The organism is Ruegeria sp. BF8, assembly GCF_056538625.1.
The window spans coordinates 313084-336626 of record NZ_JBQFTL010000003.1 but is presented as its reverse complement, the minus strand read 5'-3'; the positions used below and the strand labels follow the sequence as shown (position 1 = coordinate 336626).

General features: G+C 63.7%; 26 protein-coding genes and 1 pseudogene. 10 read left to right on the top strand and 17 right to left on the bottom strand.

All coding sequences use genetic code 11. The annotated features are described in order from the left end of the window. Positions 1 to 89 precede the first annotated feature (89 nt). Positions 90 to 821: a glycosyltransferase family 25 protein gene (locus ACR0LD_RS12255; protein WP_480637163.1), complete on the top strand. Its 732-nt coding sequence runs from the start codon at positions 90 to 92 to the stop codon at positions 819 to 821. On the opposite strand, the gene ACR0LD_RS12250 is transcribed toward ACR0LD_RS12255, so the two are convergent. Next, positions 818 to 1705 (bottom strand): LysR family transcriptional regulator, encoded by an 888-nt coding sequence (locus tag ACR0LD_RS12250; RefSeq protein WP_170459764.1) that lies wholly within the window; start codon positions 1703 to 1705, stop codon positions 818 to 820. The two genes, ACR0LD_RS12255 and ACR0LD_RS12250, sit on opposite strands and share 4 nt — an antisense overlap. 133 nt (positions 1706 to 1838) lie before the next feature. Here ACR0LD_RS12250 and ACR0LD_RS12245 point away from each other — a divergent pair, with 133 nt between their 5' ends. Further along, positions 1839 to 2534, top strand: coding sequence for a type 1 glutamine amidotransferase domain-containing protein (locus tag ACR0LD_RS12245; RefSeq protein ID WP_170439133.1), 696 nt, complete (start codon positions 1839 to 1841; stop codon positions 2532 to 2534). 53 nt (positions 2535 to 2587) lie between these two features. Here the strand turns inward: ACR0LD_RS12245 and ACR0LD_RS12240 are convergent, their stop codons facing one another. Then, positions 2588 to 3238, bottom strand: a complete 651-nt coding sequence (locus ACR0LD_RS12240) for a peroxiredoxin (protein WP_093964131.1) — start codon at positions 3236 to 3238, stop codon at positions 2588 to 2590. Positions 3239 to 3455: 217 nt separating this feature from the next. Between ACR0LD_RS12240 and ACR0LD_RS12235 the strand changes: the two genes are divergently transcribed. After that, positions 3456 to 4895 carry an aldehyde dehydrogenase family protein gene (locus ACR0LD_RS12235; RefSeq protein ID WP_480637161.1) on the top strand — a complete coding sequence of 480 codons (1440 nt, stop codon included), beginning with the start codon at positions 3456 to 3458 and terminating at the stop codon, positions 4893 to 4895. 63 nt (positions 4896 to 4958) lie between these two features. On the opposite strand, the gene ACR0LD_RS12230 is transcribed toward ACR0LD_RS12235, so the two are convergent. After that, positions 4959 to 5393 carry a glyoxalase superfamily protein gene (locus ACR0LD_RS12230; protein WP_170364710.1) on the bottom strand — a complete coding sequence of 145 codons (435 nt, stop codon included), beginning with the start codon at positions 5391 to 5393 and terminating at the stop codon, positions 4959 to 4961. 177 nt (positions 5394 to 5570) lie between these two features. Beyond that, positions 5571 to 6422 carry a bifunctional helix-turn-helix domain-containing protein/methylated-DNA--[protein]-cysteine S-methyltransferase gene (locus ACR0LD_RS12225; RefSeq protein WP_170364127.1) on the bottom strand — a complete coding sequence of 284 codons (852 nt, stop codon included), beginning with the start codon at positions 6420 to 6422 and terminating at the stop codon, positions 5571 to 5573. A 132-nt stretch (positions 6423 to 6554) separates the two neighbouring features. On the opposite strand from ACR0LD_RS12225, the gene nth reads away from it, so the two are divergent. Then, positions 6555 to 7199 (top strand): endonuclease III, encoded by a 645-nt coding sequence (nth, locus tag ACR0LD_RS12220; RefSeq protein WP_170364707.1) that lies wholly within the window; start codon positions 6555 to 6557, stop codon positions 7197 to 7199. Further along, positions 7196 to 8185: an adenosine kinase gene (locus tag ACR0LD_RS12215; protein ID WP_170364705.1), complete on the top strand. Its 990-nt coding sequence runs from the start codon at positions 7196 to 7198 to the stop codon at positions 8183 to 8185. Before nth ends, ACR0LD_RS12215 begins: the two co-directional genes overlap by 4 nt. A 224-nt stretch (positions 8186 to 8409) precedes the next feature. Here ACR0LD_RS12215 and ACR0LD_RS12210 read toward each other — a convergent pair whose 3' ends face one another. Both ACR0LD_RS12210 and ACR0LD_RS12205 read right to left on the bottom strand, forming a co-directional pair. Continuing rightward, entirely contained in the window at positions 8410 to 9675 is a 1266-nt protein-coding gene (locus ACR0LD_RS12210) for a SulP family inorganic anion transporter (protein WP_170364703.1), read from the bottom strand. Positions 9676 to 9756: 81 nt separating this feature from the next. Next, a complete protein-coding gene (locus ACR0LD_RS12205) occupies positions 9757 to 10248 on the bottom strand; it encodes an RNA pyrophosphohydrolase (protein ID WP_170364701.1) in 492 nt (163 codons plus the stop codon). 135 nt (positions 10249 to 10383) lie between these two features. Between ACR0LD_RS12205 and ACR0LD_RS12200 the strand changes: the two genes are divergently transcribed. Continuing rightward, positions 10384 to 12411, top strand: coding sequence for an FAD-dependent oxidoreductase (locus ACR0LD_RS12200; RefSeq protein WP_480637157.1), 2028 nt, complete (start codon positions 10384 to 10386; stop codon positions 12409 to 12411). Between the two features lie 107 nt (positions 12412 to 12518). Here ACR0LD_RS12200 and ACR0LD_RS12195 read toward each other — a convergent pair whose 3' ends face one another. Together ACR0LD_RS12195 and ACR0LD_RS12190 are read right to left on the bottom strand one after the other, a co-directional pair. After that, positions 12519 to 13451 carry a glycosyltransferase family 8 protein gene (locus ACR0LD_RS12195; protein ID WP_480637155.1) on the bottom strand — a complete coding sequence of 311 codons (933 nt, stop codon included), beginning with the start codon at positions 13449 to 13451 and terminating at the stop codon, positions 12519 to 12521. A 125-nt stretch (positions 13452 to 13576) separates the two neighbouring features. After that, positions 13577 to 14014: a DUF4399 domain-containing protein gene (locus ACR0LD_RS12190; RefSeq protein WP_170341071.1), complete on the bottom strand. Its 438-nt coding sequence runs from the start codon at positions 14012 to 14014 to the stop codon at positions 13577 to 13579. Positions 14015 to 14243: 229 nt separating this feature from the next. Here ACR0LD_RS12190 and ACR0LD_RS12185 point away from each other — a divergent pair, with 229 nt between their 5' ends. Next, positions 14244 to 15149 (top strand): LysR family transcriptional regulator, encoded by a 906-nt coding sequence (locus tag ACR0LD_RS12185; RefSeq protein WP_093964122.1) that lies wholly within the window; start codon positions 14244 to 14246, stop codon positions 15147 to 15149. A gap of 56 nt (positions 15150 to 15205) precedes the next feature. On the opposite strand, the gene ACR0LD_RS12180 is transcribed toward ACR0LD_RS12185, so the two are convergent. From ACR0LD_RS12180 to ACR0LD_RS12165, 4 genes are read right to left on the bottom strand one after another with little or no spacing between them, the layout of a single operon-like run. After that, positions 15206 to 16105 carry an OmpA family protein gene (locus ACR0LD_RS12180; RefSeq protein ID WP_480637152.1) on the bottom strand — a complete coding sequence of 300 codons (900 nt, stop codon included), beginning with the start codon at positions 16103 to 16105 and terminating at the stop codon, positions 15206 to 15208. Then, a complete protein-coding gene (locus ACR0LD_RS12175; protein WP_170360556.1) occupies positions 16102 to 16674 on the bottom strand; it encodes a peroxidase-related enzyme in 573 nt (190 codons plus the stop codon). Before ACR0LD_RS12175 ends, ACR0LD_RS12180 begins: the two co-directional genes overlap by 4 nt. Before the next feature lie 12 nt (positions 16675 to 16686). Beyond that, complete coding sequence (locus ACR0LD_RS12170; protein ID WP_480637150.1) at positions 16687 to 17397, bottom strand: GNAT family N-acetyltransferase; 711 nt, start codon at positions 17395 to 17397, stop codon at positions 16687 to 16689. Next, complete coding sequence (locus ACR0LD_RS12165; RefSeq protein ID WP_170360552.1) at positions 17394 to 18116, bottom strand: competence/damage-inducible protein A; 723 nt, start codon at positions 18114 to 18116, stop codon at positions 17394 to 17396. The genes ACR0LD_RS12170 and ACR0LD_RS12165 overlap by 4 nt, the downstream gene beginning before the upstream one ends. A gap of 50 nt (positions 18117 to 18166) precedes the next feature. On the opposite strand from ACR0LD_RS12165, the gene sfsA reads away from it, so the two are divergent. Beyond that, entirely contained in the window at positions 18167 to 18874 is a 708-nt protein-coding gene (sfsA, locus tag ACR0LD_RS12160; protein ID WP_480637147.1) for a DNA/RNA nuclease SfsA, read from the top strand. Between the two features lie 29 nt (positions 18875 to 18903). Here the strand turns inward: sfsA and ACR0LD_RS12155 are convergent, their stop codons facing one another. Next, entirely contained in the window at positions 18904 to 19299 is a 396-nt protein-coding gene (locus ACR0LD_RS12155; RefSeq protein ID WP_254429964.1) for a RidA family protein, read from the bottom strand. Between the two features lie 251 nt (positions 19300 to 19550). Between ACR0LD_RS12155 and map the strand changes: the two genes are divergently transcribed. Then, the gene (gene map / locus ACR0LD_RS12150) at positions 19551 to 20363 is read left to right on the top strand and encodes a type I methionyl aminopeptidase (protein ID WP_170360548.1); all 813 of its coding nucleotides are present in this window, start codon (positions 19551 to 19553) and stop codon (positions 20361 to 20363) included. On the opposite strand, the gene ACR0LD_RS12145 is transcribed toward map, so the two are convergent. From ACR0LD_RS12145 to ACR0LD_RS12130, 4 genes and pseudogenes are all read right to left on the bottom strand, one after another. After that, positions 20351 to 20530, bottom strand: coding sequence for a hypothetical protein (locus ACR0LD_RS12145; protein ID WP_170596459.1), 180 nt, complete (start codon positions 20528 to 20530; stop codon positions 20351 to 20353). The genes map and ACR0LD_RS12145 overlap by 13 nt on opposite strands. A 23-nt stretch (positions 20531 to 20553) precedes the next feature. Further along, positions 20554 to 21190 (bottom strand): annotated as a pseudogene (locus tag ACR0LD_RS12140) (HAD family hydrolase). Beyond that, a complete protein-coding gene (gene rsmD / locus ACR0LD_RS12135) occupies positions 21183 to 21746 on the bottom strand; it encodes a 16S rRNA (guanine(966)-N(2))-methyltransferase RsmD (RefSeq protein WP_480637144.1) in 564 nt (187 codons plus the stop codon). Before rsmD ends, ACR0LD_RS12140 begins: the two are co-directional and overlap by 8 nt. Further along, on the bottom strand, positions 21743 to 22954 hold the full coding sequence (locus ACR0LD_RS12130) for an NAD(P)/FAD-dependent oxidoreductase (RefSeq protein WP_480637142.1): 1212 nt from the start codon (positions 22952 to 22954) through the stop codon (positions 21743 to 21745). Before ACR0LD_RS12130 ends, rsmD begins: the two co-directional genes overlap by 4 nt. A gap of 99 nt (positions 22955 to 23053) precedes the next feature. Between ACR0LD_RS12130 and ACR0LD_RS12125 the strand changes: the two genes are divergently transcribed. Next, positions 23054 to 23539, top strand: coding sequence for a peroxiredoxin (locus ACR0LD_RS12125; protein WP_170360950.1), 486 nt, complete (start codon positions 23054 to 23056; stop codon positions 23537 to 23539). The last annotated feature ends 4 nt before the right edge of the window (positions 23540 to 23543 follow it).

Below are 23543 nucleotides of genomic sequence, written 5' to 3'. Positions count from 1 at the left end.
GCCCTGCCCCTTGCTTGATCCAAGACCCCGGTTCCGGCCGGGGTCTTTTTTGTTTTACCGAGGCCTTTCCCGGGCGGCGCCCCTGTTCTATGCACGACACCATGCGATCCTTCGTCATCCATATGTCCTCCAGCACCGCGCGCCGACCCAATGCCGAGCAGCTCTGCGCCGACCTGCCCAATGCCGAACTGATCGAAGCGGTCAACGGGCGCGATCCGGCGCAGATTGCTGGGGTCACGCTGCACCCGGGCAACCTGCATCGCCCACGCTACCCGTTCACCCTGCGCCCGGCCGAGATCGGCGTGTTCGAAAGCCACCGCCGGATCTGGCGCAAGATGGTCGACGAGGGGATCGACCTGGCAATCACCGCCGAGGATGATCTGCGCGTCGATACTGACCGGATGTCGGCGGCGCTGGATCTGCTATGCCCAATCGCGACCCCTGACCATTATATCCGCATCCCGGTCAAGCAGCGCGAAACCGCAGCCCAGACCCTCGCTGAGCATGACGGCCTTCGTCTGATCCTGCCCAAGGTCATCGGACTGCAATGCGTCTGCCAGGTGGTGGGCCGGAAGGCGGCGGAACGTCTGCTGGCGGCCACCGACCGCATTGACCGCCCGGTGGACACGTTCCTGCAGATGCACTGGATCACGGGCCAGCCCGTCCACGCGCTGTTGGGCAGCGGCAACCAGGAAGTGGCCGGTGAAATCGGCGGCTCGACGATCCAGACGAAACCGCCGTTGACCGATAAGCTGACCCGCGAGTTCAAGCGCGCCGCCTATCGCGCGCAACTGCACCTGCATCCGCAGCGCCCCGCCTAGTCGGGCACCGCATCGCCCAGTTCCTCGACCAAGAAATCCATCGCCCGGCGCACCCGCAGCGGCAGATGACGCCGTTCAGGATAGACGATCCAACTCGCGCGGCTTGGGTCTTCGAACCCCTGCAGTATCGGCTCCAGCTCAGGGGGGCGCTTCGCGCCCAGAAAAATCTCGGGCGCGTACATGACCCCCAGACCTTGCCGCGCGGCAGAAAGAACGGCGTGCGGGTTGTTGGCCTGCCACCGGCCATGCACCCGAACCTCGATCGGGTCGCCCGAGCCGGGGTCGCGGAATACCCACCGGTCATTGTTGGTGATCAGGCACTGATGATGCCGCAGGTCGGCCGGATGGGTCGGCCTTCCGTGCCGGTCGAGATAGCCGCGCGCGGCCACGCAGACCATTCGTCGGGTTGCCAGACGTCGCGCGATCAGCCCGCTTTCGGTCAGCGTGCCATAGCGGATGGCAAAGTCGAAGCCTTCCTCGGTCAGGTTCAGAAGGCGCGAATTGAAGTCGATGGTGACCGAGAGCTTGGGGTGCAGGCTTGCGAACCGCGCCAAAGCGGGCGCCACGAATTGTTCCGCAAATGGCCCGGCGGCCGACACGCGAATGCGCCCCGCGATCTGGGCCCGATCCCCTGCCGCCGACTGGTTCGCCTCTTCCAGACCCGCCACAAGCCCGGCCACCCGCGCGTGATAGTCGCGTCCGGCGTCGGTCAGGCGCACCACGCGGGTCGAACGCGCCAAAAGCTTGACGCCCAAACGATCCTCAAGCCGGGCGACCTGACGCGAGACATGACTGGCCGAAACCCCAAGCCGCCGGGCCGCAGCAGTGAAGCCCCCCGTCTCGACCACCATCAGGAATTCTTCCAGCCCGTCCCACAGCGCCATCTCGCAGCCTCATTATTTCATGCCGGCAATAATGCTTTGCCAAATCCGGCACTAATCAACAAGCAGCAACAGCCATATATCCCGATCACACAAGACACGGGCCGGGTGAACCGGCCGAACTAGGAGAAAACACATGGCTTCGACTGCAAAGAAAATTCTGGTCGTCCTGACATCACATGACCAGCTGGGCGACACCGGAGAAAAGACCGGGTTCTGGCTCGAGGAGCTGGCCGCTCCGTACTACGTGTTCAAGGATGCCGGGGCCGAATTGACAATGGCCTCGCCCAAAGGTGGCCAGCCGCCGCTGGACCCCAAAAGCAGCGCACCCGACAGCCAGACCGACGACACCCGCCGGTTCGAGGCCGACCCCGAAGCGATGGCGGCATTGGCCAACACGGTCAAACTGTCCGAGGTGAACGCCCACGACTATGACGCGATCTTCTATCCCGGTGGGCACGGGCCGCTGTGGGACCTTGTGTCGGATGAGAAATCGATTGATCTGATCGAGACGTTCTGGTCAGCGGGGAAACCGGTCAGCGCCGTGTGTCACGCCCCGATCGTTCTGGCGAACGCCAAGGCCGCGGACGGGTCGCCCTTGGTCAAGGGTCGTACCGTCACCGGCTTCACGAATGAAGAAGAAGACGCCGTCGGCCTGACCGAAATCGTGCCCTTGCTGGTCGAGGATACGATGAAAGACAGGGGTGCGCAGTTCAGCAAGGTGGAGCCGTTCCAACCGCATGCCGTGCAGGACGGCAAACTGATTACCGGGCAGAACCCGGCGTCGTCCGCTGCGGTTGCAAGGAAAGTGCTTGAGGCGCTTGAGGCCTGAGGACGTTCAATGCGGTACGGGGCGGGACATGATGTGCCCCGCCCCTTTTGATGTCAGCTCGGCGCCTTGGTCTTGCGCAGATAGGGGAAGATCGTCTCGAACTCGCCGAACTTCTCCTTGGCTTCGTCATTTGAAACCGACGGCGGGATGATTACGTCTTCGCCGGGCACCCAGTTGGCCGGGGTAGCCACGCCCTTGGCGCTCATTTGCAGGCCGTCGAGCGCCCGCAGAATCTCGGCGAAATTCCGGCCCACGGTCATCGGATAGGTCATCGACAGTTTCAGCTGCTTGTCCGGCCCGATGATGAAGACCGAGCGCACCGTGGCGCTGTCCGCCGGGGTTCGGCCGTCGGGCAGATATGCCTCGGCGGGCAGCATGTCGAAGGCCTTGGACACTGCCAGTCCGTCATCGGCGATGATCGGAAAGCCGGGGTTGGCCTTGCCATAGGCCTCGATGTCTTTCTTCCACTTCTTGTGGTCCTCGACCCCATCGACCGAAACACCGATCACCTTGGTGTTGCGCTTGGCCCATTCGTCGTTCAACTGCGCCACGGCCGAAAACTCGGTGGTGCAGACCGGAGTGAAATCCTTGGGGTGCGAGAAGAGGATCGCCCAGCTGTCGCCGATCCAGTCGTGGAACTGGATGGTGCCCTGGTCCGTTTCAGCGGTGAAATTGGGGACGGTATCGTTGATGCGCAAACCCATGATGCATCTCCTTTCCTGTGAAAACCCGAGTCGGTTGGTGCAAACCTAATCACTTTGCCCTCAGGTTAAACCATTGATGTGGCACAGGGGCAAAAAACGTGCGATCAATAATTTGATCAAATTTCCAGAATTGCCTTGCCCCAAGGGGGCCGCAGTGACAGAGTGCCCGGGAAAACCGACCGCGCGGTCGAATGAATGCGGATCAAGAGGACACGCCATGATCGAGAAACGCGACTTTTACATCAACGGCCAGTGGGTCGCCCCCAGCCAAGCCAATAATTTCCATGTGATCGACCCCTCGACCGAGGAGCCCTGCACGGTGATTTCTCTGGGCGGTCAGGCCGATACCGACGCGGCCGTGGCGGCGGCCAAGACGGCGCTGCCGGGCTGGATGGCCACGCCGGTCGAAGAGCGCATCGCGCTGGTGGAAAAGCTGATCGAGATCTACCCCACCCGCGCCGAAGACCTCGCGCAGGCAATGTCGATGGAGATGGGCGCGCCGATCGACATGTCGCGCACCCAGCAGGTGGGCGCCGGGATCTGGCACCTGAAGAATTTCATTCGAGCAGCCAAGAGTTTCCAGTTCGAGCGCCCCCTGGGCGATCATGCCCCCAATGACCGGATCATCTACGAGGCAGTCGGCGTCGCCGCGCTGATCACCCCGTGGAACTGGCCGATGAATCAGATCACGCTCAAGGTGGGCGCGGCGGCGATCGCGGGCTGCACCATGGTTCTGAAACCGTCCGAGCAAAGCCCGCTGAACGCGATGATCTTTGCCGAGATGATGCACGAGGCGGGCTTTCCGCCGGGTGTCTTCAACCTGGTGAACGGCGACGGCGTGGGCGTGGGTTCGCAACTGTCGGGGCATCCGGACGTCGACATGGTCAGCTTCACCGGCTCGACCCGTGCGGGCACGGCGATTTCCAAGAACGCCGCCGACACGCTCAAGAAGGTGCATCTGGAACTGGGCGGCAAGGGCGCCAACGTGATCTTTGCCGATGCCGATGACAAGGCGGTCAAGCGCGGCGTGCTGCACATGATGAACAACACCGGCCAGAGCTGCAACGCGCCCAGCCGGATGCTGGTGCAGCGCCCGATCTATGATCAAGCCGTGGAAACCGCGGCCGAGGTCGCCAATAAGGTCACCGTGGGCCCGGCGATGCAGGAAGGCCGCCATATCGGCCCCGTCGTGAACGAGCTGCAATGGACCAAGATCCAGGCCCTGATCACGAAAGGCATCGACGAGGGTGCGCGCCTGATCGCCGGCGGTCCCGGTCGCCCCGAAGGGTTCAACAAAGGCTATTTCGTGCGCCCCACCGTGTTTGCCGACGCCAACAACCAGATGACCATCGCGCGCGAGGAGATCTTTGGCCCGGTCCTGACCATGATCCCCTTCGATACCGAGGAAGAGGCCATCGAGATCGCCAATGACACGCCCTATGGCCTGACCAACTATGTCCAGACGCAGGACGGCGCCCGCGCCAACCGCATGGCGCGCAAACTGCGCTCGGGCATGGTCGAGATGAACGGCCAGTCGCGCGCTGCCGGTTCGCCCTTTGGCGGCATGAAACAGTCCGGCAACGGGCGTGAAGGCGGTGTCTGGGGGCTGGAGGACTTTTTGGAGGTCAAGGCCGTCAGCGGCTGGACCCCGGAATAACCCCCGCACGGGAACGCACAAAATGTGGGGCAAGGCGCGGACAGGCACCTTGCCCCGTTTGCGTCAGGCCGGACGCACCACCAGTTGTGGCTCGCCGTTCGACGTATGGCGAGCTGACCGACCGTCCCAGCCGATCTGACCGCTGACGCGCTGGCGAAAGGCCGAGAAGCTGTCAAAGGTCACCACGTCGACCGGGGTGTCGAACTGCAGCGTGATCCGCCGCTGCGCGCCGTCGCCCAGCATCGTCAGGCCGCGGATTTCCCCGGTGAAGGGCTGGCCCAGATAGGTACCCCGCACGCGGTCTCCGACCTTCAGGTGCAGCCGGTTTCCGGCCATCGCGTGCATCGTATTCCAGTCGCGTGCGCCATGCTGATGGGCGATCATCTCAAGCGATTGCGCATGGCTCAGGGCCACGCCGGCGCCACGCAGTTTCTCGCGCAGGCGTTTGGCCTGCACTTTCAGCTCGCCCACGGGGGCGATGGTTCGGATCTGTGTCATGTCTTGCCTCGTTTCCAGAAACGGGCGCGAGTATTGGACGGGGCTCGCCTTGCCATCCGCGCGCCGGGAAAGGGCAACAGATGTGGTTTGAACCGGGTTTCACCAAAGCCAAAGGGCCGCGAGCGGCAGGAGACCCGAACCTGCGCGCCTTTTGGCAGGCGCGAGACCCCAAGTCAATCAGGCATCGGCCTGCGCCGCCTCGTAGGCCAGCATGGCGCGTTTGACGGGCAACCCCCAGTGATAGCCGCCCAGGCCCCCCGATTTGCGCAGCGCGCGGTGGCAGGGGATCAGCCAACTGACCGGGTTGCGGCCCACCGCCGTGCCCACTGCCCGCACCGCCTGCGGCGTGCCCACGGCCTGCGCGATCTGGGAATAGGTCGTCACCTGGCCCGAGGGGATCTGCATCAGCGCCTCCCACACCTTGATCTGCAAGGGTGAGCCGATCAGGTACAACGGCGTAGGCTCCAGCCGGTCGCTGGCCGCGCCGAAGGCCGACAGGACCCACGGGCGCAGGCGCATCGGATCCTCGACGTATTCCGCCAGGGGCCAGCGCGACAGCATGTCCTGCATCGCGGCCTCTTCGCCGGTCTCGGCGGCAAAGGCCATGCCGCAGATGCCCTTGGCCGTGCCCATCACCAGCGCCGGGCCAAAGGGGCTTTCGAACCAGCCCCAATAGATGGTCAGCCCGGCCCCCTTGCGGGCATATTCGCCGGGGCTCATCGCCTCCCATTTCAGGAACAGGTCGTGCAGGCGGCCGCTGCCGGACAGACCGACGCTGTGCGCGGTCTCCAGCGTGGTGAACCGCTCGCGCAGCAGCGCCTTGGCATGGCCGAGCGTCAAATATTGCTGGTAGCGTTTCGGCGACACGCCCGTCCAGCGCGAGAACAGGCGCTGGAAATGGGCGGGGCTCATATCCATCTGGCGGGCCAGCTCTTCCAGCGACAGCGACTCGCCGCCCTGGTCGATCAGATCGATCGCGCGCCGCATCACGTTGTAGTGGTAACCGGATTCGGATGTCTGGACGTTCATGGCATTCACCTTGCTATGGCTTGTCCCATCCTAGCCGCGCCGGGCCCGACGGTGCGACCCGAAACTTGCGCATTGGCGGCACGGCCGGCTTTGGGCTTGTCACCCGGCACCGCGGGCGGCATTAAGGCCCGGATGGCAAAGCAGCTTGATTATCACACGATCCGCGAGATCTTTATCCGGTTCCAGCAGGCCGACTCCGAACCCAAGGGCGAGCTTGAGCACGTGAACGTGTACACGCTTGTCGTCGCCGTGGCGCTGTCGGCGCAGGCGACCGATGCGGGCGTCAACAAGGCCACCCGCGCGCTGTTCAAGATCGCGGACACGCCGCAGAAGATGCTCGACCTCGGCGAAGAGGGGTTGATCGAGCACATCAAGACCATCGGCCTGTTCCGCCAGAAGGCCAAGAACGTCATCAAGATGTCGCGCATCCTGGTCGAGGACTACGGCGGCGAGGTGCCCAATTCGCGCGCGGCGCTGCAATCTCTGCCGGGCGTCGGGCGCAAGACCGCGAACGTGGTGCTGAACATGTGGTGGCGATACCCGGCGCAGGCGGTGGACACCCATATCTTTCGCGTCGGCAACCGCACGGGTATCTGCCCCGGCAAGGATGTGGATGCCGTGGAACGCGCCATCGAAGACAATATTCCGGTGGACTTTCAGCTTCACGCCCATCACTGGCTGATCCTGCACGGCCGGTACCACTGCAAGGCGCGCAAGCCGCAATGCGGCACCTGCCTGATCCGCGACCTGTGCCAATTCGAGGACAAGACCCTATGAAAACCTATCACCTGACCGGCATCGGCAACGCCGTTGTGGACGTCATCTCTCAGGCCGACGACAGCTTTCTCGAGATGATGGGAATCGAAAAAGGGATCATGCAGCTGATCGAACGCGAACGCGGCGAGGTGCTGTATGCAGCCATGGAAAACCGGGTGCAGACGCCGGGCGGGTCGGTGGCCAACACCATCGCGGGCGCGGGTGCGCTGGGTCTGGACGCGGCCTTCATCGGGCGGGTGCATGATGATGCACTGGGCCGGTTCTATGCCGATGCGATGAACGAGGACGGCGTGGATTTCGTAAACCCGCCCGTGCCGGGGGGCGAACTGCCGACCTCGCGCTCGATGATCTTCGTCTCGCCCGATGGCGAACGGTCGATGAACACCTATCTGGGGATTTCCTCGGAACTGTCCTCGGCCGACGTGCCGGCCGAGGTGGCGGGCAACAGCCAGATCATGTTCCTCGAGGGGTATCTGTTCGACAAGGAGAAGGGCAAGACCGCCTTCCTGGAGGCCGCGCGCGACTGTCGCAACGGCGGCGGCAAGACCGGCATCGCTATCTCCGACCCGTTCTGCGTCGAGCGTCACCGCACCGATTTCCTGCTGCTGATCGAACACGAGCTGGATTTCGTGATCGGCAACGAGGCCGAGATCAAATCGCTGTTCGAGACCGACGACCTGGAAGAGGCGCTGCGGCGCACGGCTGCGATCTGCCCGCTGGTGGTCTGCACCCGCTCGGGCGACGGGGTGACGGTTCTGCATGACGGCATTCGCATCGACGTGCCGGTCGAGAAGGTTGTGCCGGTGGACGCTACCGGCGCGGGCGACCAGTTCGCCGCCGGATTCCTGTTCGGCATGGCGACGGGCCGCGACATGGAGACATGCGCCCGCATCGGCAACGTCTGCGCCAGAGAAGTGATCAGCCATATCGGCCCGCGCCCCGAGGCGAACATGCTGGAACTGCTGCGGGACGAAGGGTTGGTTTGAGCGGGGGCACCCGCTCAAAGGCTACCGCCTAAAGGGCAGGATCTCGGCAATCAAGCCGTCGGGGTCCCGCCGAATCCAGCGGATGAGCTTGGGCGTAGTTTGGGTGTTCTCCGGCACCACGCACAGGTTCGCTGTGCTTTGCACACCAAAATTCAGCAACCGGCCATATAGCGCCGGTGGACGCCAGCCAGTTCAACCTGTTCAGTTGAGGGCGCGTGAGTTCCTCACCGATCTGGCGGGGTCCAGTCCGTCTGGACCGACTCGCGCCGGCTAAGCCGCAGGGCAAGCCCGATGGCGACGCCGACACCGATGGCCACGGTCAGGTCGATGAAGACGGTCAGCAGCATGGTCAGAACCAGCAGCGCCCGATCGCTGGGGCGCGCGCGGGCATATTCACCCCATTTGTGCGGCTCACTCATGTTCCACGCGGTGATCATCAACAGCGCGGCCAACGCCGGCATGGCCAGATAGCCCGCCGCCGGGGCCGCAACCAGCAGGATCAGCAGGATCGTCAACGCGTGGATGATGCCCGCAACCGGCGTCTTGCCGCCCGCCTTGATGTTCGTCGCCGTGCGCGCGATAGCCCCGGTGGCCGGCAACCCTCCGAACAGGGCCGAGGCGATGTTGGCCGCGCCCTGGGCCGTCAATTCCGCGTTGGGCCTGTGCTGCCCGCCGATCATCCGGTCGGCAACCATGGCCGACAGCAGCGATTCCACTCCGGCCAGAAAGGCGATCACGACCGCCGAAGGGAACAGCTCGACAAAGCGCGACAGCGACAGGTCGGGCAGCTGGGGCGCAGGCAGGGTCGAGGGCAGATCACCGAACCGCGAATGGATCGTGTCGACCCCCAGCCCCATCAGCGCGACCAGCGCCGAGGCAACGCCGACCGCGATGATCAGCCCCGGAAAACGCGGCGCGATCCGGCGCAGGGCAACGATCAGAACGGCCGCCAGCAGGGCGGTTCCCGTGGCCGGCAGGTTCAGCGTGTCGCGCGCGTCCCATAGCGCGGGTACTTTCTCAAGAAATTCGGCGGGCAGATTTTGAATCGACAGGCCGAAGAAATCCTTGATCTGGCTGGTGGCGATGATGACGGCGATGCCGATGGTAAAGCCGTTGACAACGGCCTCGGGCACGAATGAGATCAATCGCCCGGCCCGGAAATAACCCGCGATCAGCAGGATGAACCCTGCCATGAAGGTGGCCATGACCAACCCGTCATATCCGTGTTCGGCAATCACGCCGAACACCACCACGATGAAGGCGCCGGTCGGGCCTCCGATCTGGACCCGGCTGCCCCCCAGCGCCGAAATGACGAACCCCGCGACGATGGCCGTGACCAACCCCTGCGCCGGGTCCGCGCCCGAGGCGATGGCGATCGCCAGGCTCAGCGGCAGGGCCACCATGGCAACCGAAATCCCGGCGATCAGATCCGCCGTGAACTGAGCCATGTCATAGGTTTTGAGCGTCGTCAGAATCTTTGGCTGGCGCATGAAATTCACCATCCGCAAAAGGCCGCTACTGCTGCGCGGCCCAAAAAAGCGCGCAAGACTTGCGCCTGTTTCAAGCCCGCGTCAAGTGCGACGAATATGCGCGCCGAATGCCTCCATCACCCGCTCGTAGACCTCGCGCTTGAAGGGTACGATCTCGGCAATCAGGCGGTCGGGGTCCTGCCATTTCCAGCAGGTGAATTCGGGGTGGTCGGTCTCGATGTCGATCTGGTCGTCGGTTCCCAGAAACCGCAGCAGGAACCATTTCTGCTCCTGCCCGCGGAAGCGGCCCTTCCAGATGTGGGGCACGACGTCATGCGGCAGGTCGTAGGGCAGCCAGCCGTCGGTCTCGGCCACGATTTCCACGAGGTCGGGGGTGACGCCGATTTCCTCCTGCAATTCGCGCAGGGCCGCCGCGCGCGGAGATTCACCCTCGTCCACGCCACCCTGGGGCATCTGCCAGGCGTCCTCGAAGCGGTCGTTGCGCTGGCCGACGAAGATCTTGCCCTGATCGTTCATCAGCATCAGGCCGACGCAGGGGCGATAAGGCAGTTTGGCGATCTGTTCTGGGGTCATGGGCGGGCCTCGCGATGTGGTTGGCCAAGCTGTAGCAACTGGCAAAGCGGCGGCAAAGGGGGTGACGTCAGGTTTCGCGTGACACCGGCGCGGTGCGGCGCGATTGTCGGCCCCGAATTGAGGGAGAGTTTCAAGATGACTGCGTACCCGAACCTGCTGGCCCCGCTGGATCTGGGCTTTACCACGTTGAAGAACCGGGTCCTGATGGGCTCGATGCATACCGGGCTGGAGGAAACCGGCGACTGGAACCGGGTGGCCGAATTCTACGCCTCGCGCGCACGTGGTGGCGTGGCGCTGATGGTGACGGGTGGCATCGGACCGAACCTCGAAGGCTCGGTCCTGCCGGGGGCGGCGATGATGGCCAGCGACAAGGATGTGGCCAATCATTCTGTCGTCACCGACCGGGTGCATCAGGCGGGCGGCAAGATCGCCATGCAGATCCTGCACGCAGGCCGCTATGCCTATGGCCCGAAATGTGTGGCCCCCAGCCCGGTGAAGTCACCAATCTCGCCCTTCCCCCCCAACGAGCTGGACGAAGAGGGCATCGAGAAGCAGATCAGCGACATCGTGAACGCCGCCGTGCTGGCCCAGAAGGCGGGCTATGACGGGGTCGAGATCATGGGGTCCGAGGGGTATTTCATCAACCAGTTCCTGGTGACCCATACCAACAAGCGCACCGACCGCTGGGGCGGGTCCTATGAGAACCGGATGCGCCTGCCGCTGGAAATCGTGCGCCGCACCCGCGCGGCGGTGGGCACCGATTTCATCATCATCTACCGCCTGTCGATGATCGACCTTGTGCCCAATGGCTCGACCCATGAAGAGGTGGTGCAGCTGGCGCAAGCGGTCGAGAAGGCCGGGGCGACGATCATCAACACTGGCATCGGCTGGCACGAGGCTCGGATTCCCACAATTGCCACCAGCGTCCCGCGCGCGGCCTTTGCCTGGGTGACGAAGAAGCTGATGGGCAAGGTGGGGATTCCGGTCATCACTTCGAACCGGATCAACACGCCCGAAGTCGCCGAAGAAGTGCTGTCGACCGGCTGCGCCGACATGGTCTCGCTGGCGCGGCCGATGCTGGCGGATGCGGATTTCGTGGCCAAGGCGATAGCCGGTGAATCGGCCAAGATCGCGCCCTGCATCGCCTGCAACCAGGCCTGCCTGGATCACACCTTCAGCGGCAAGCTGACATCGTGCCTGGTGAACCCGCGCGCCTGCCACGAGACCGAGCTGGTGATCGAAAAGGCCGCCGCGCCCAAGCGCGTGGCCATCGTGGGCGCGGGTCCGGCGGGCCTGTCCACCGCGATGACGGCGGCTGAACGCGGCCATGACGTGACCGTGTTCGACAAGGCCGACGAGATCGGCGGCCAGCTGAACATGGCCAAGCAGGTGCCGGGCAAGGAAGAGTTCTGGGGCTTGGTGGACTGGTATCGCACCATGCTGGACACGCTGGGCGTCACTGTGGAACTGGGCCGCGCGGTTGGCGCCGACGATCTGGCCGGGTTCGACGAGGTGGTGATCGCCACCGGCGTCAACCCGCGCGACCCGCAGATCCCCGGCGAGGACCGCGACAATGTCGTGAACTATATCGACGTGCTGCGCGACAAGGCCCCGGTGGGCAAATCGGTGGCCGTGATCGGCGCCGGCGGCATCGGCTTCGACGTGTCGGAATACCTGCTCGAGGAAGGCCACTCGCCCACCACCGACCTGCCCTTGTGGATGAAGGAATGGGGCGTCGCCGACCCTGAACAACACCGCTCGGGCCTGGCGCCCGAAGGCCCGCAGCCCGAGGCGCCCAAGCGGCAGGTCACGCTGCTTCAACGCAAGAAGCAGGCGCATGGCAAGGGGCTGGGCAAGACCACCGGCTGGATCCACCGCGCGACGCTGAAGATGAAGGACGTGAACTTCGTGGGCGGCGTGAACTACGAGCGCATCGACGACGAGGGGCTGCATGTCTCATTCGGAGAAGAGCGCGCGGACCCGACGGTTATCAAAGCCGAAACGATTGTCCTTTGTGCCGGACAGGTGCCCGAGCGGTCGTTGGCCGATGCACTGATCGAACGCGGGATCACCCCGCATGTGATCGGCGGCGCGGATGTGGCCGCGGAACTGGATGCCAAGCGGGCGATCAACCAGGGCACGCGGCTGGCCGCTGCACTTTAGGGAAGACCCGTTCCGTCCACTGCCCCAAGGCGAGAACACCCAGACAAAAGAAAGCCACCCGAACGATGCCCGGGTGGCTTTTTTGAGAGTTGAGCCAATTCCCCGCCTTAAACGGAAAAAGTCAGACCTGTCTCGTCCTCGAACAGTGCCAGGTATTCCTGGTAGTCCCGAAAGGCGCGGCGCAGAAGAATTTGTGACGCTGGCTTCGCGCGCCAGGGCTTCTTGCCCCCGATATAGTGCCACATCTTCGGGTTTCGGCTTGCCTGTTTCAGTTGGTCTCGAAATTCGGCAGAGGTATGCCGGAATTTCGGACTGTGCGCGTCGTACCAAATCTGCGGCCGCGTGTTCCACTGCTGAGGAAGTCTGAGCCACTGGCCCGCAAAAATCTGGTTCATCCGATCCTGCTCGGGCAGGTCGTGGATATGCGGGATCAGCTTGTCGAAATCGCCCAGCTCCTTGCCTGCGGGTGAGTTCCGGATCGCTTCGCAATCCATCAGAAGGATGCCCGCATTGAAGTAGTTCTCGCCGGGCAGAAAGCCCAACCGGATGCTGCGCAAAACGCGCGTCACCGACTTTTGGTGTTCGTGCCCCGGCCTCAGAACACTCTGCATGGATGGGCGCAGAAAGCGACCTTCGCCCAGCGTGACCAATCCCATGTCGACACAGGCCCCGATCCCGTGGCCATTCATGTCGAGCTCCTGCAACTCGCAGACATCGCCCAGCACAAGAGTGTCGGCGTCAATGAACAGACACCGGCCCGAAAAGAAGTCTGGCAGAAACAACGGCAGCAGCGTGATTTTCGGGTATTTCGTCTTGAACTCTGAAAATCGGCCGAGCGTCTCGGACTGGAACTCCCGATAGCGGACCGTGCCGTTGTCGACGGCGCGGTCCAGCTGTTCGACGGCTGCGATGTCCTGTGCGGTGAAATCCTGACCGAAAATGGTAACGTCAACAGGCCGGCTGGCGTTCTTGACCACGGAATAGGCCGACAGCAATGCGGGATACAGAAAGTTCCGGTCGACCCCAAAAACAACGTTCATTCAAATACCATGGCTCCGCCCCTGATCGGGATCGTGTATAGGCGAGGCAAGCACATGCAATCAAACCGAAACCGTCCCGCCGCTGTCGGCGGGTTGGTCCCGGCGCTGCGGTTGGTCGGTACGGGCTACTCCACGGTGATCGTTATCACCTCGGAAACGATCGGCGTCGCGTGAGGCACATGACCCGCATCGCCCAGGACCAGTTGCAACGTGTGCGTCCCGGGGGCAAGCTCCAACGTGACTTCGGTCTGACCACCGCCAAAGTGCAGGTGGTTGTCATCAGCCGGCAGTCCATAGGCCAGTTCGTCGGCCCCGTCCTCACCCTGACCCAATGGGGGGCGATCGATCAGCAAATGGTGATGGCCGGTGTTTTCCTTTTCGGTCCCGGCTGGCGCAACGCCCATACCGCGGAGGCCAAAGACCACCGTCACCGGCGACGTTACCGTGTCGCCGTCCGACAGGTTGACGAAATAGACTTCGGCGTCCGGGTTCGATGGCGTCTCCCCTCCGGCCCAGGCCAAGGGGGCAAACAGGCAAAAAATAGTTGCTAGAATGGCTTTCATGATCTCCTCCCTGGTCACAAAAATGCCATTCTGACTTTAGCACGTTGCGAGAAATTACCAGAAAAGAACACGCAAACAGGGGGCGGATGCAGGCGGGAAACCACTGTTTCCGCGTTTCCGAAGCGCAAACGATCCGATTCAAAACCCTGATATTATCCCATGTCTGCCCAGTTTCCGCCCAGATTGGAGGCGATGGTCGGTCAACGAACAGACGACCTGGGGAACGAGAATGGACCGACTGACAGAAATGGAGGCCTTCGCCAACGTGGTGGACCAAGGTGGTTTCACCGACGCGGCCAAAAAGATGGGCATTTCCAAATCAGCCGTGTCAAAGCACGTGTCGAGCTTGGAGGCCCGCTTGGGCGCGCGTTTGCTGAACCGCACGACGCGCCGCGTGTCGCCGACCGAGATCGGGCTGGCCTATTACGACCGCGCACGCCGTGTGCTGAATGATGCAGGCGAAGCCGACGCGCTGGTGACGTCGATGCAATCGGCGCCTTCGGGTCTGCTGCGCATCAGTGTGGCCACTGATTTCGGGGTGAACCACCTGTCACCCGTTCTTTCGGGTTTCCTGGCGGCCTATCCCGACATCACCGTGAACATGGTCTTGAACAATCGCTATGTCGAACTGATTTCCGAAGGGTTCGACGTGGCCGTGCGTATCGGCGAACTGGAAGACAGCACCCTGCGCGCGCGCAAGCTGACCGAAACGGTCAAACGCATGGTTGCGGCCCCCAGCTATATCGAGAAGTTCGGGCGCCCGGCAAAGATCGATGACCTCAACGAACACAAGCTGCTGCATTACTCCAGCCAGTCCTCGGGCAACGTCTGGAAGTTGACTGCGCCCTCGGGCGAAAAGAGGCAGGTGCGCACGGCCGGTTGGCTGAGCGTGAACGACGGACAATCCCTGTTGAATGCGGCGATCTCGGGCCTCGGAATCGCTTATCTGCCCAGCTATCTTTACGCGGACGCGCTGAAATCCGGCCAGGTGGTCGACGCGATGCCATCGTTGCCGGACGAGGTTCAGGGCGTCTATGCGGTGTACCCGCCGGGCCGGTTCACCCAGCCCAAGGTGCGGGCGTTCATTGATTTCCTTGTCGAGTCCTTTGCCGAAAAAGGTCCGATGGATTGGTAAGACCTCCCAGTGAAGACTGACCGGCCCGCGCAAGTTGCGCGGGCTTTTTTTCTTGGTCAGTTCAACAGCAGAACAGCCTCGACCCGGCGGTTCTGTTCGCGCCCTTCCGGGGTGGCGTTGGAAACGATCGGGGCGAGGTAGCCGACGCCCTGCGCCTGCACGCGGTCTTCGGCCACTCCATGTGCCTCGATCAACCGCGCACGGACAGCCTGAGCGCGGCGCGTGCTGACCTCGATATTGGCCTGCAGGTCGCCGGTGTCGTCGGTGTGCCCAACCAGCGCCAGCCGCGCGCCGGGGGTTTCGGCCAGGTAGCCAGCCAGCAGGCCCAGCGACTCGAATGGCCCGGCCCCCAAGGCGACCTCGCCCGTCTCAAAGCTGAGATCGCCGAGTATCACGTGTCCATCCCGTACAAGGCTGGCAACCAGCCCGTCGCCGCCAATCACCGTTTCCTCGACCACCAGCGGCGGTGGGGTCTTACCCTTCGGAGTGACGCGGATCATCTGCACATACCCGTCGGGCTGGTTTCGGCTGATCAGCAAGGTCAGGGCTTCGGCTCCACGAGTGGCTGACAGAAATCGATAGTCATTGATTGCCACATACATGTCGGGCGTCGGCACCACCTCGGTTCCAAAGCGGAAGTCGAACCCACCGCAAGTGCGGGCCTCACATTCAAAAGCGATCTCGAAACCCTGCGCCCTGAGCTGATCCCGCAGCGGGTCGAGGATCTGCAGCGTCGTGCTGGATCCGGCCTGCAAGCGCCATGTGGTGCGCTCGATCCGGCCTTCGACCGTGCGCGCGGGAACGGCGTTGTCTGCAAACGGGCCGATCGGCAATTGGTAGCTGTCCAGCGGGCTGACGCGCTGGCTGATTTGTCGCGCGCTCGCCGGCAGCGACAGGTCCTGCGCCGCCACAGGACCCGCGATCAGACAGAAAAGAAGGACAGCAAATCGGGTCATCGAAACTGCGCGTGATACTCGTCATTGGGCACCATCGCCGTGGCACTGGCGACCCGGTTGGACATGTTGAAGAAGCCCGCAACATTTGCGATGTCCCAGATATCGCGGTCGGTGAACCCCGCATCGCGCAGGCGCTGGCGGTCCGGTTCCTCGATCTCGGCGCTGGCGGTGGTCATCTTTGCGGCGAAGTCCAACATCGCGCGCTGGCGGGCATCCAGCGGCGCTACACGGTAGTTCATCACCAGCATTTCACCCAGCTTGGGATCACCTGACAGCTGACGCACGGCAGCACCATGGGCCACCAGGCAATAGAAGCAGCGGTTGATCGACGAGACCACGACTGCGATCATCTCACGTTCCAGCTTGCTGAGCCCGCTGTCCGCCAGCATCAGGTCATTGTACATGCCCGTGAACGCGTTCAGCTTGTCGATGTCAAAGGCGTTTGCCTTCAGTACGTTCGGGACCATGCCCAGCTTCTCGACGCAGATATCGAAGTATTTCTGCGTCTCGGGCGGCAGCGGATCCACCATTGGCAGGTCAAGCGCGGTGGGCATGTCTCGATCGGTCACGTCTGTCTCCTCTCAGACCAGCTGGCGATAGTGATACTCTCCGACGCGTTCCATCCCCAGAGAGTGGTAGAGCGCGTTGGCGCCGGTATTGGCCTTGGTGCAGATCACGCTAAGGGTATGCGCGCCGTTGTCCAGCGCCCAAAAGGCCGCGGCGCGCATTGCCCATTGGCCCAACCCCTGCCGGCGGTGGGCGGGTACGATCTCAAGCGCGTGCAGCATGGCGATGCCGTCGTGGATGGCCACGAAACCGGTGCCCGCCGGCTGATCGCGGTGGCGCAGCAACAGGCCGGTCTTGGGCCCGGGGACGCGCTCCATCACCGCTAGGCGTTCGGGGCCGATGCCCCCCTGCGCCCAGATCTCGCGCATGATGGCCAGCGGCTCCCACAGGGTAAAGACGGTGACCGGCGGCACCGGCTGGTCGGTCAGCCGCGCGACCGGGCAGGCATAGATGTTGACCGGATCGAGGATCCCATAGCCCCGCGCGGCCAGCATTTCATCCAGTGCCTCATCACCCGGGCGCAGGCAAAAGATGCGTTTCTGGCCCATCTCCAGCATGGCCGCCTCGGCCGCGTCGATATCCGGCGGGGTGACCGGGCCGATACGGCTGGCCGCCGACACGCGCGAGCCGCCCCCCTGCCCTTCGCGCAGCAGGAACGGACCCAGTTGCGAGTACCGAGCGGCAGGCCAAGTGCCGTCAACGACGGCGGCCCAGTCGACGCTCAAAGGTCAAGCTCCCTTGCCAGGCGGGTGATGGCGGCGTCGATGCGGGCGCCGTCGGTGCCGCGCACCACCACGTTGGCGCCGAACACGCCGTTGACCTGAAACGGGTAGCAGCCGATCGACAGGTCGCCGAAATCCTGCGCCAGGGCCGACAGATTGGCGGCGATGTCGCCCTCGCCCCGGTTCACGCGCAGGGTCTGCGACAACAACGGTTTGCCTCCGGTCAGGGTGGGCAGCACGCTGGCCACCATTGCCCGGAACACCGAGGGCACCCCGGCCATCACGTGGACGTTGCCCAGCGTGAAGCCCGGCGCGGTGGAAACCGGGTTGTCGATCAGCGTTGCCCCGTCAGGGATGCGCGCCATGCGCAGGCGCGCTTCGTTCAACTCCAGCCCCGATTGGTCGTAATGCGCCTGCAGCAGGGCACGGGCGTCCTCGCGCACGTCGATATGGGCCCCGAAGGCGCGGGCGATGCAATCGGCGGTGATGTCGTCATGGGTCGGGCCGATGCCCCCGCTGGTGAACACATGGTCATAGGCCTGCGACAGCGCCTTGACGGCGGATTCTATGGCCTCGGCGTCATCGCTGACGATACGAACTTCTTTCAGGTCGATGCCATGCTTGGTCAGCTCCTGCGCCAGAAAGTGCATGTTCGCGTCGCGGGTTCGGCCGGACAGGATTTCATCCCCGATCACCAGCATTGCAGCGGTTGGGTTGGGCATGGCACGCTCTCCTCTTGATCGACCTTTGCGGCAGGTATAGGCCCGGAACCATGCGCTTTCAAACCCCTCTTGTGCCCGCCCGCCTGATCCGCCGCTATAAACGCTTTCTGGCCGACTGCAGGCTTGAGGACGGGCGCGAGGTGACGGCCCATTGCGCCAATCCGGGTTCGATGATGGGTCTGGCCGAACCGGGCGAAAAGATCTGGCTTGAGCCTAATGAAGACCCGAAGAAAAAGCTCAAATTCGGCTGGCGGCTGGTCGATCATGAAAACGGCCATTTTACCGGCGTTGATACTTCGGTCCCCAACCGGGCCTTGCGCGCTGCGCTCCAAGCCCGGGAGATCCCCGCATTGGCCGCCTATGAAACCGTGCGGCCCGAGGTCAGATACGGCCAGAACAGCCGCATCGACTTTTTGCTGACGCAACCCGGGCTGCCCGACGCCTATGTCGAGGTCAAAAGCGTGACCCTGTCGCGCGAACCGGGGCTGGCCGAATTCCCCGACAGCGTCACCGCTCGGGGCACCAAACATCTGGGGGAACTGGCTGAAATGGCCGCGCAAGGACACCGGGCCATCCTGCTCTACCTTGTTCAGCGCACGGACTGCCGCAAATTCGCGTTGGCCGCGGATATCGATCCGGCCTACGCGGCAGCGTTTGCGACTGCCCGGGCCAATGGGGTTGAACACGTGGTCTGTGGTACGCGCATCTCACCGGATGGCGTCTGGGTTCAGCCGCAGGCGACGATCTCCAGCGACTGAAGGCCGGTCGATTTCCGCCGCACAGCAATTCAATCGGGGACGACGGCGTCGACCTCGATTTCAACCAACCATTCGGGATTTACGAACCTGTTGATCGCCATGATCGTGTCCACGGGTCGCGCGCCCAGACAGTACAGCTTGCGGGCCTCAATCGCCTGCTTCCAATTGTCGATATCGGTCAGGATCACGCGGGTTCGGACGATGTCCTGCAAACCCGATCCGGCACGCTCCAGCGCATCCTTGATGATCTCAAAGCATTGCTTGGTCTGCAGATAGACGTCCCCGACCCCGACTGTCTTGCCTTGCGCATCGACCGGGGCAGTCCCCCCGACCGCGATGAAATTCCCCACCCGAACGGCGCGGCTGAAGCCGACGACCGCCTCCATGGGGTTTCCATTCGATATCAGTTCCCGTTTCTGCGACATTCATCCGGCTCCTCTCTTCCCGACCAAATGAGTCTGTGTACATTCATTTGGCCCCAAATCCGGGCATCGGTCGAGGCCTTTTGACGCCGGGCCGGACCACCCGCGCAAAACGCGGCAACGTCCCTTGACGTTTCGCCCCCCGCATCCAAATTCAGATCAGGGCAGGCACCCGCGTCCCTGCGCCCTCTGGTACTTTCTGCACAAGCAGCGTAGAAAGGATGCTGCGCAGAATTTTTTGGAGCCCCGCACGAATGAAAGAGCATCGTGGCCGTCTGACGAAGGACGGTATCCGCATCTACGAACAGGCTGACTTTGCCGGCATGCACGCGGCAGGGGCTCTGGCGGCGCGCATCCTGGATGATATTGCCGAGCATGTCTTTCCCGGCCAGACCACTGGCGAGATCGACCGGATCATCACCCAGATGGTCGAGGACGCCGGCGCGAAATCGGCCACCATCGGTTACAAAGGCTATCAGCACGCCAGCTGCATCAGCGTGAACCACGTGGTCTGCCACGGGATTCCCGGGGACAAGAAGCTCAAGGATGGCGACATCCTGAATATCGACGTGACCGTGATCGTCGACGGTTGGTTCGGCGACACGTCGCGCATGTATGTGGCCGGAAAGCTGCCGCGCAAGGCCGAGCGGCTGATCCAGGTGACCCACGACGCCCTGTTCAAAGGCATTGAGATGGTCAAGCCGGGCAACACCTTCGGTGACATTGGCCACGCGATCCAGTCTTATGTCGAAGCCCACCGCATGAGCGTGGTGCGCGATTTCTGCGGGCACGGGCTTGGCCGCGTGTTCCACGCGCCGCCCAACGTGCTGCACTATGGCCGCCCGGGCACCGGCGCGGTTCTGGAAGAAGGCATGTTCTTCACCATCGAGCCGATGGTGAATCTGGGCCGCCCCGAGACCAAGACGCTGGCCGATGACTGGACCGCCGTGACCCGCGACAAGTCGCTGTCGGCGCAGTTCGAGCATTCGGTGGGTGTGACGGCGGACGGGGTCGAGATCTTTACCCTGTCACCGGGCGGAAAGTTCCACCCGACCTATTCCTCCTGATCAGCGGCCTGATCGCGTAGAAGCTTCAGCAGCAGGGTGTCCGGGCCCCAAGGTGTCACCGCGTCCTGAATGAAGACGGGTGCGGGCCGAGGCTGTGGCTCGGGTCCTGAGGTGGCCTGCCTCTCGAACCGGGCGGGCCAGAGTGGGCGTGAAAGTGCGCGGTCCATGACCGCAGTCTAGCACAGACCCGTCAATGACCCAAAAGCTGCGGCACCTCCTTCATGTCACGGATGACTTCAGCCCCGAGCCCGGCCAGGCGCGCGCCGTCATCGTGCGGCGCATAGGCAAGGCACCTCATCTGGGCCCGGATCGCGGCGGTCACACCGTTCACACTGTCCTCGATGACGACGGGCGACTTCGCACCGAAATGTCGGGCCGCGGTCTGGAACAACCCCGGCTCGGGCTTGGCGCTGCCGACCTCATGGGGCCGAGAAGATCGCGCCCTGGAACCTGTCCCACAGCCCGTTCTGGCCCAAGGTGATCTGCATCTTCTCGCGCCGCCCGTTCGAGGCCACACAGAATGGAATGCGCTGTTCGTCCAGATGGCGCAGCAACTCGGGGATTCCCGGAATCACGGGAACACCTGCGCGCAGCACATCATAGATCTGCGCATAGATCTGCTCGGTCCAGTCATCGGGCAGGTCAGCGCCCATCTTGCGAGCCGAGTCCCGGACGCCCGACATGGTGCCGCCCACGAACATCGACATGCAGTCCTGCAGCGACAGGTTCAGCCCATACCCGGCCAGGTTGTCGACCATCACTTGGTTGGAGATCGTTTCACTGTCGACCAAGACACCGTCGCAATCAAAGATTACCAGATCATGCATGCGTTCCGTCCCGCCACATCAGAGAGACATGGGTGTCGCCGTATTTGCGCGCATTGTGCAGCGTAAAGCCTTCGGGCGGGGCCATCGGGGCGTTCTCTTCCCAGACCACCAGCGTGTCATCGGCCAGCCAGCCGCCCTTGAGTGCCGCCACCAGCGCCTTTTGCCCCATTCCCTTGCCATAGGGCGGGTCGAGAAAGATCAGGTCGAACGGCGCTTCGGGATTATCGCCCAGCCGCGTCGCGTCGCGGCGGATCAGGGCGGTGCGGTCGGCGCTGCGGGTCAGGTCGATATTCTTGCGGATCAGCCCCTGCGCCACCCGCCCGTCATCGACGAAGATGACATGCGCCGCGCCGCGTGACAGCGCCTCGAGCCCCAGCGCGCCGGTGCCGGCGAACAGGTCCAGCACCCGCAGCCCGTCGAAATCGATCAGGTGGTTCAGCACGTTGAACAGGCTTTCGCGAACCCGGTCGGTGGTGGGGCGCAGATGCGCGCCCGCATCCCCCTTGCCGACCGAGGCCAGCGCCCGGCCCCGGAAATCTCCGGCGATGATCCTCACGCCTTGAGCAGCGGTTTCAGATCCGCTGCGGGGTCGGCCACCACCGCCGGATCGGCGGTTTTTCCCGCGTCGATCAGGCGCTTGCCGACCATATAGGCGCGCGGGTCGTTCATCGCATCCACGGCCAGCAGCTGATCGCCCTGGTAATACCAGAACGAGGTGGTCGCTCCCTCGCCCGGACGGGTTACGACGTGGTCATAACCCATGTTCAGCCCGGCGATCTGCAGCTTCACGTCATACTGGTCCGACCAGAACCAGGGCGTGGCCACGTAATCCTTGCCCGCGCCCAGCATGTTCTGCGCCACCACCTCGGCCTGGTCGATGGCGTTGGGCACGCTTTCCAGACGGATTCGCCGGCCCTTGTAGGGGAACGAGGCGCAATCGCCCGCCGCCCAGATATCGGCGGCAGAGGTGCGGCCATGCACATCGGTTTTGATACCGTTTTCGATGGCAAGCCCGGCCGCTTCGGCCAGTTCGGTGGCCGGAGTGATGCCCACGCCGACCACCACGAAATCGACCTCGAGTTCGGTCCCGTCGCCCAGCACCGCGCCGGTGACCTTGCCATTCTCGCCGGTGATCCGGTCCAGCCCTACGCCTTCGCGGATGTCCACGCCATGCGCGCTGTGCAGTGCGCGGAAATAGTCGCTGGTCTCGGGGGCCGCGACACGCTGCAGGATGCGGTCAGCCATCTCGACCAGCGTCACCTGCACGCCGCGTTTGGCGCAGACCGCCGCGGCCTCGAGCCCGATATAACCGCCGCCCACGATCAGCGCCCGCGCGCCTTGGGTGACGGCGGGGGCCATCGTGTCCACATCGGCCAGCGTGCGCACCACATGCACGGCCGCCAGGTCTCCGCCGATCGCGGCAGGCAGGCGGCGCGGATGCGAGCCGGTGGTCAGGGCAAGCTGGTCGTAGGATATCACCTCACCGCTTATGGTCACGGTCTTGGCCGCCGGGTCGATCGCGCCCACCTGCTGGCCCAGACGCAGGGTGATATCGTTCTCGGCATAGAAACTTTCGGGGCGCAGGTAGAGCCGTTCAAGCTCCATCTCGCCCAGCAGATAGGCCTTGGACAGCGGCGGGCGCTGATAGGGCAGCACGGGTTCCGCCCCGATCAGGGTGATCGCCCCGTCAAACCCGCCTTTGCGCAGCCCGGCCACCAGTGATGACCCCGCCTGCCCGGCTCCGATCACGACGATATGGCTCATCTGGTCCGCCCCCTGTCAATTTCCCGTGGCTTGTGCCACCCGCCCACCTATATTGCGGCAAGGAGCGAGTTTGCAATTTCAATCGACAGGAGCATGAAGATGATTTCAACCGGCGACACCCTGCCCGAAGCAACCCTGATCCAGATGGGCGCTGACGGACCGGAAGAGGTGCGGGTCTCCAGCAAGGTCAAGGGCCGCAAGGTGGTGATCTTTGCCGTGCCCGGCGCGTTCACCCCCACCTGCCACTCGGCCCATGTGCCCAGCTTCATGCGCACCAAGGACCAGTTTGCGGCCAAAGGCGTGGACGAGATCATCTGCGTGTCGGTCAACGACCCCTTCGTGATGAAGGCCTGGGGCGAGGCCACGGGCGCAACTGCGGCCGGACTGACCATGCTGGCCGATCCGGCCTCGGAATTCACCAAGGCGATCGGCATGGATTTCGACGCCCCGCCAGCCGGCCTGATCGCGCGCTCCAAGCGCTATGCGATGCTGGTCGAAGACGGCAAGGTCGTGGCGCTGAACCTGGAGGAAAGCCCCGGCGCCTGCGAGATTTCGGCCGGGGAAGGCTTGCTCGAAGTCATCTGACAGG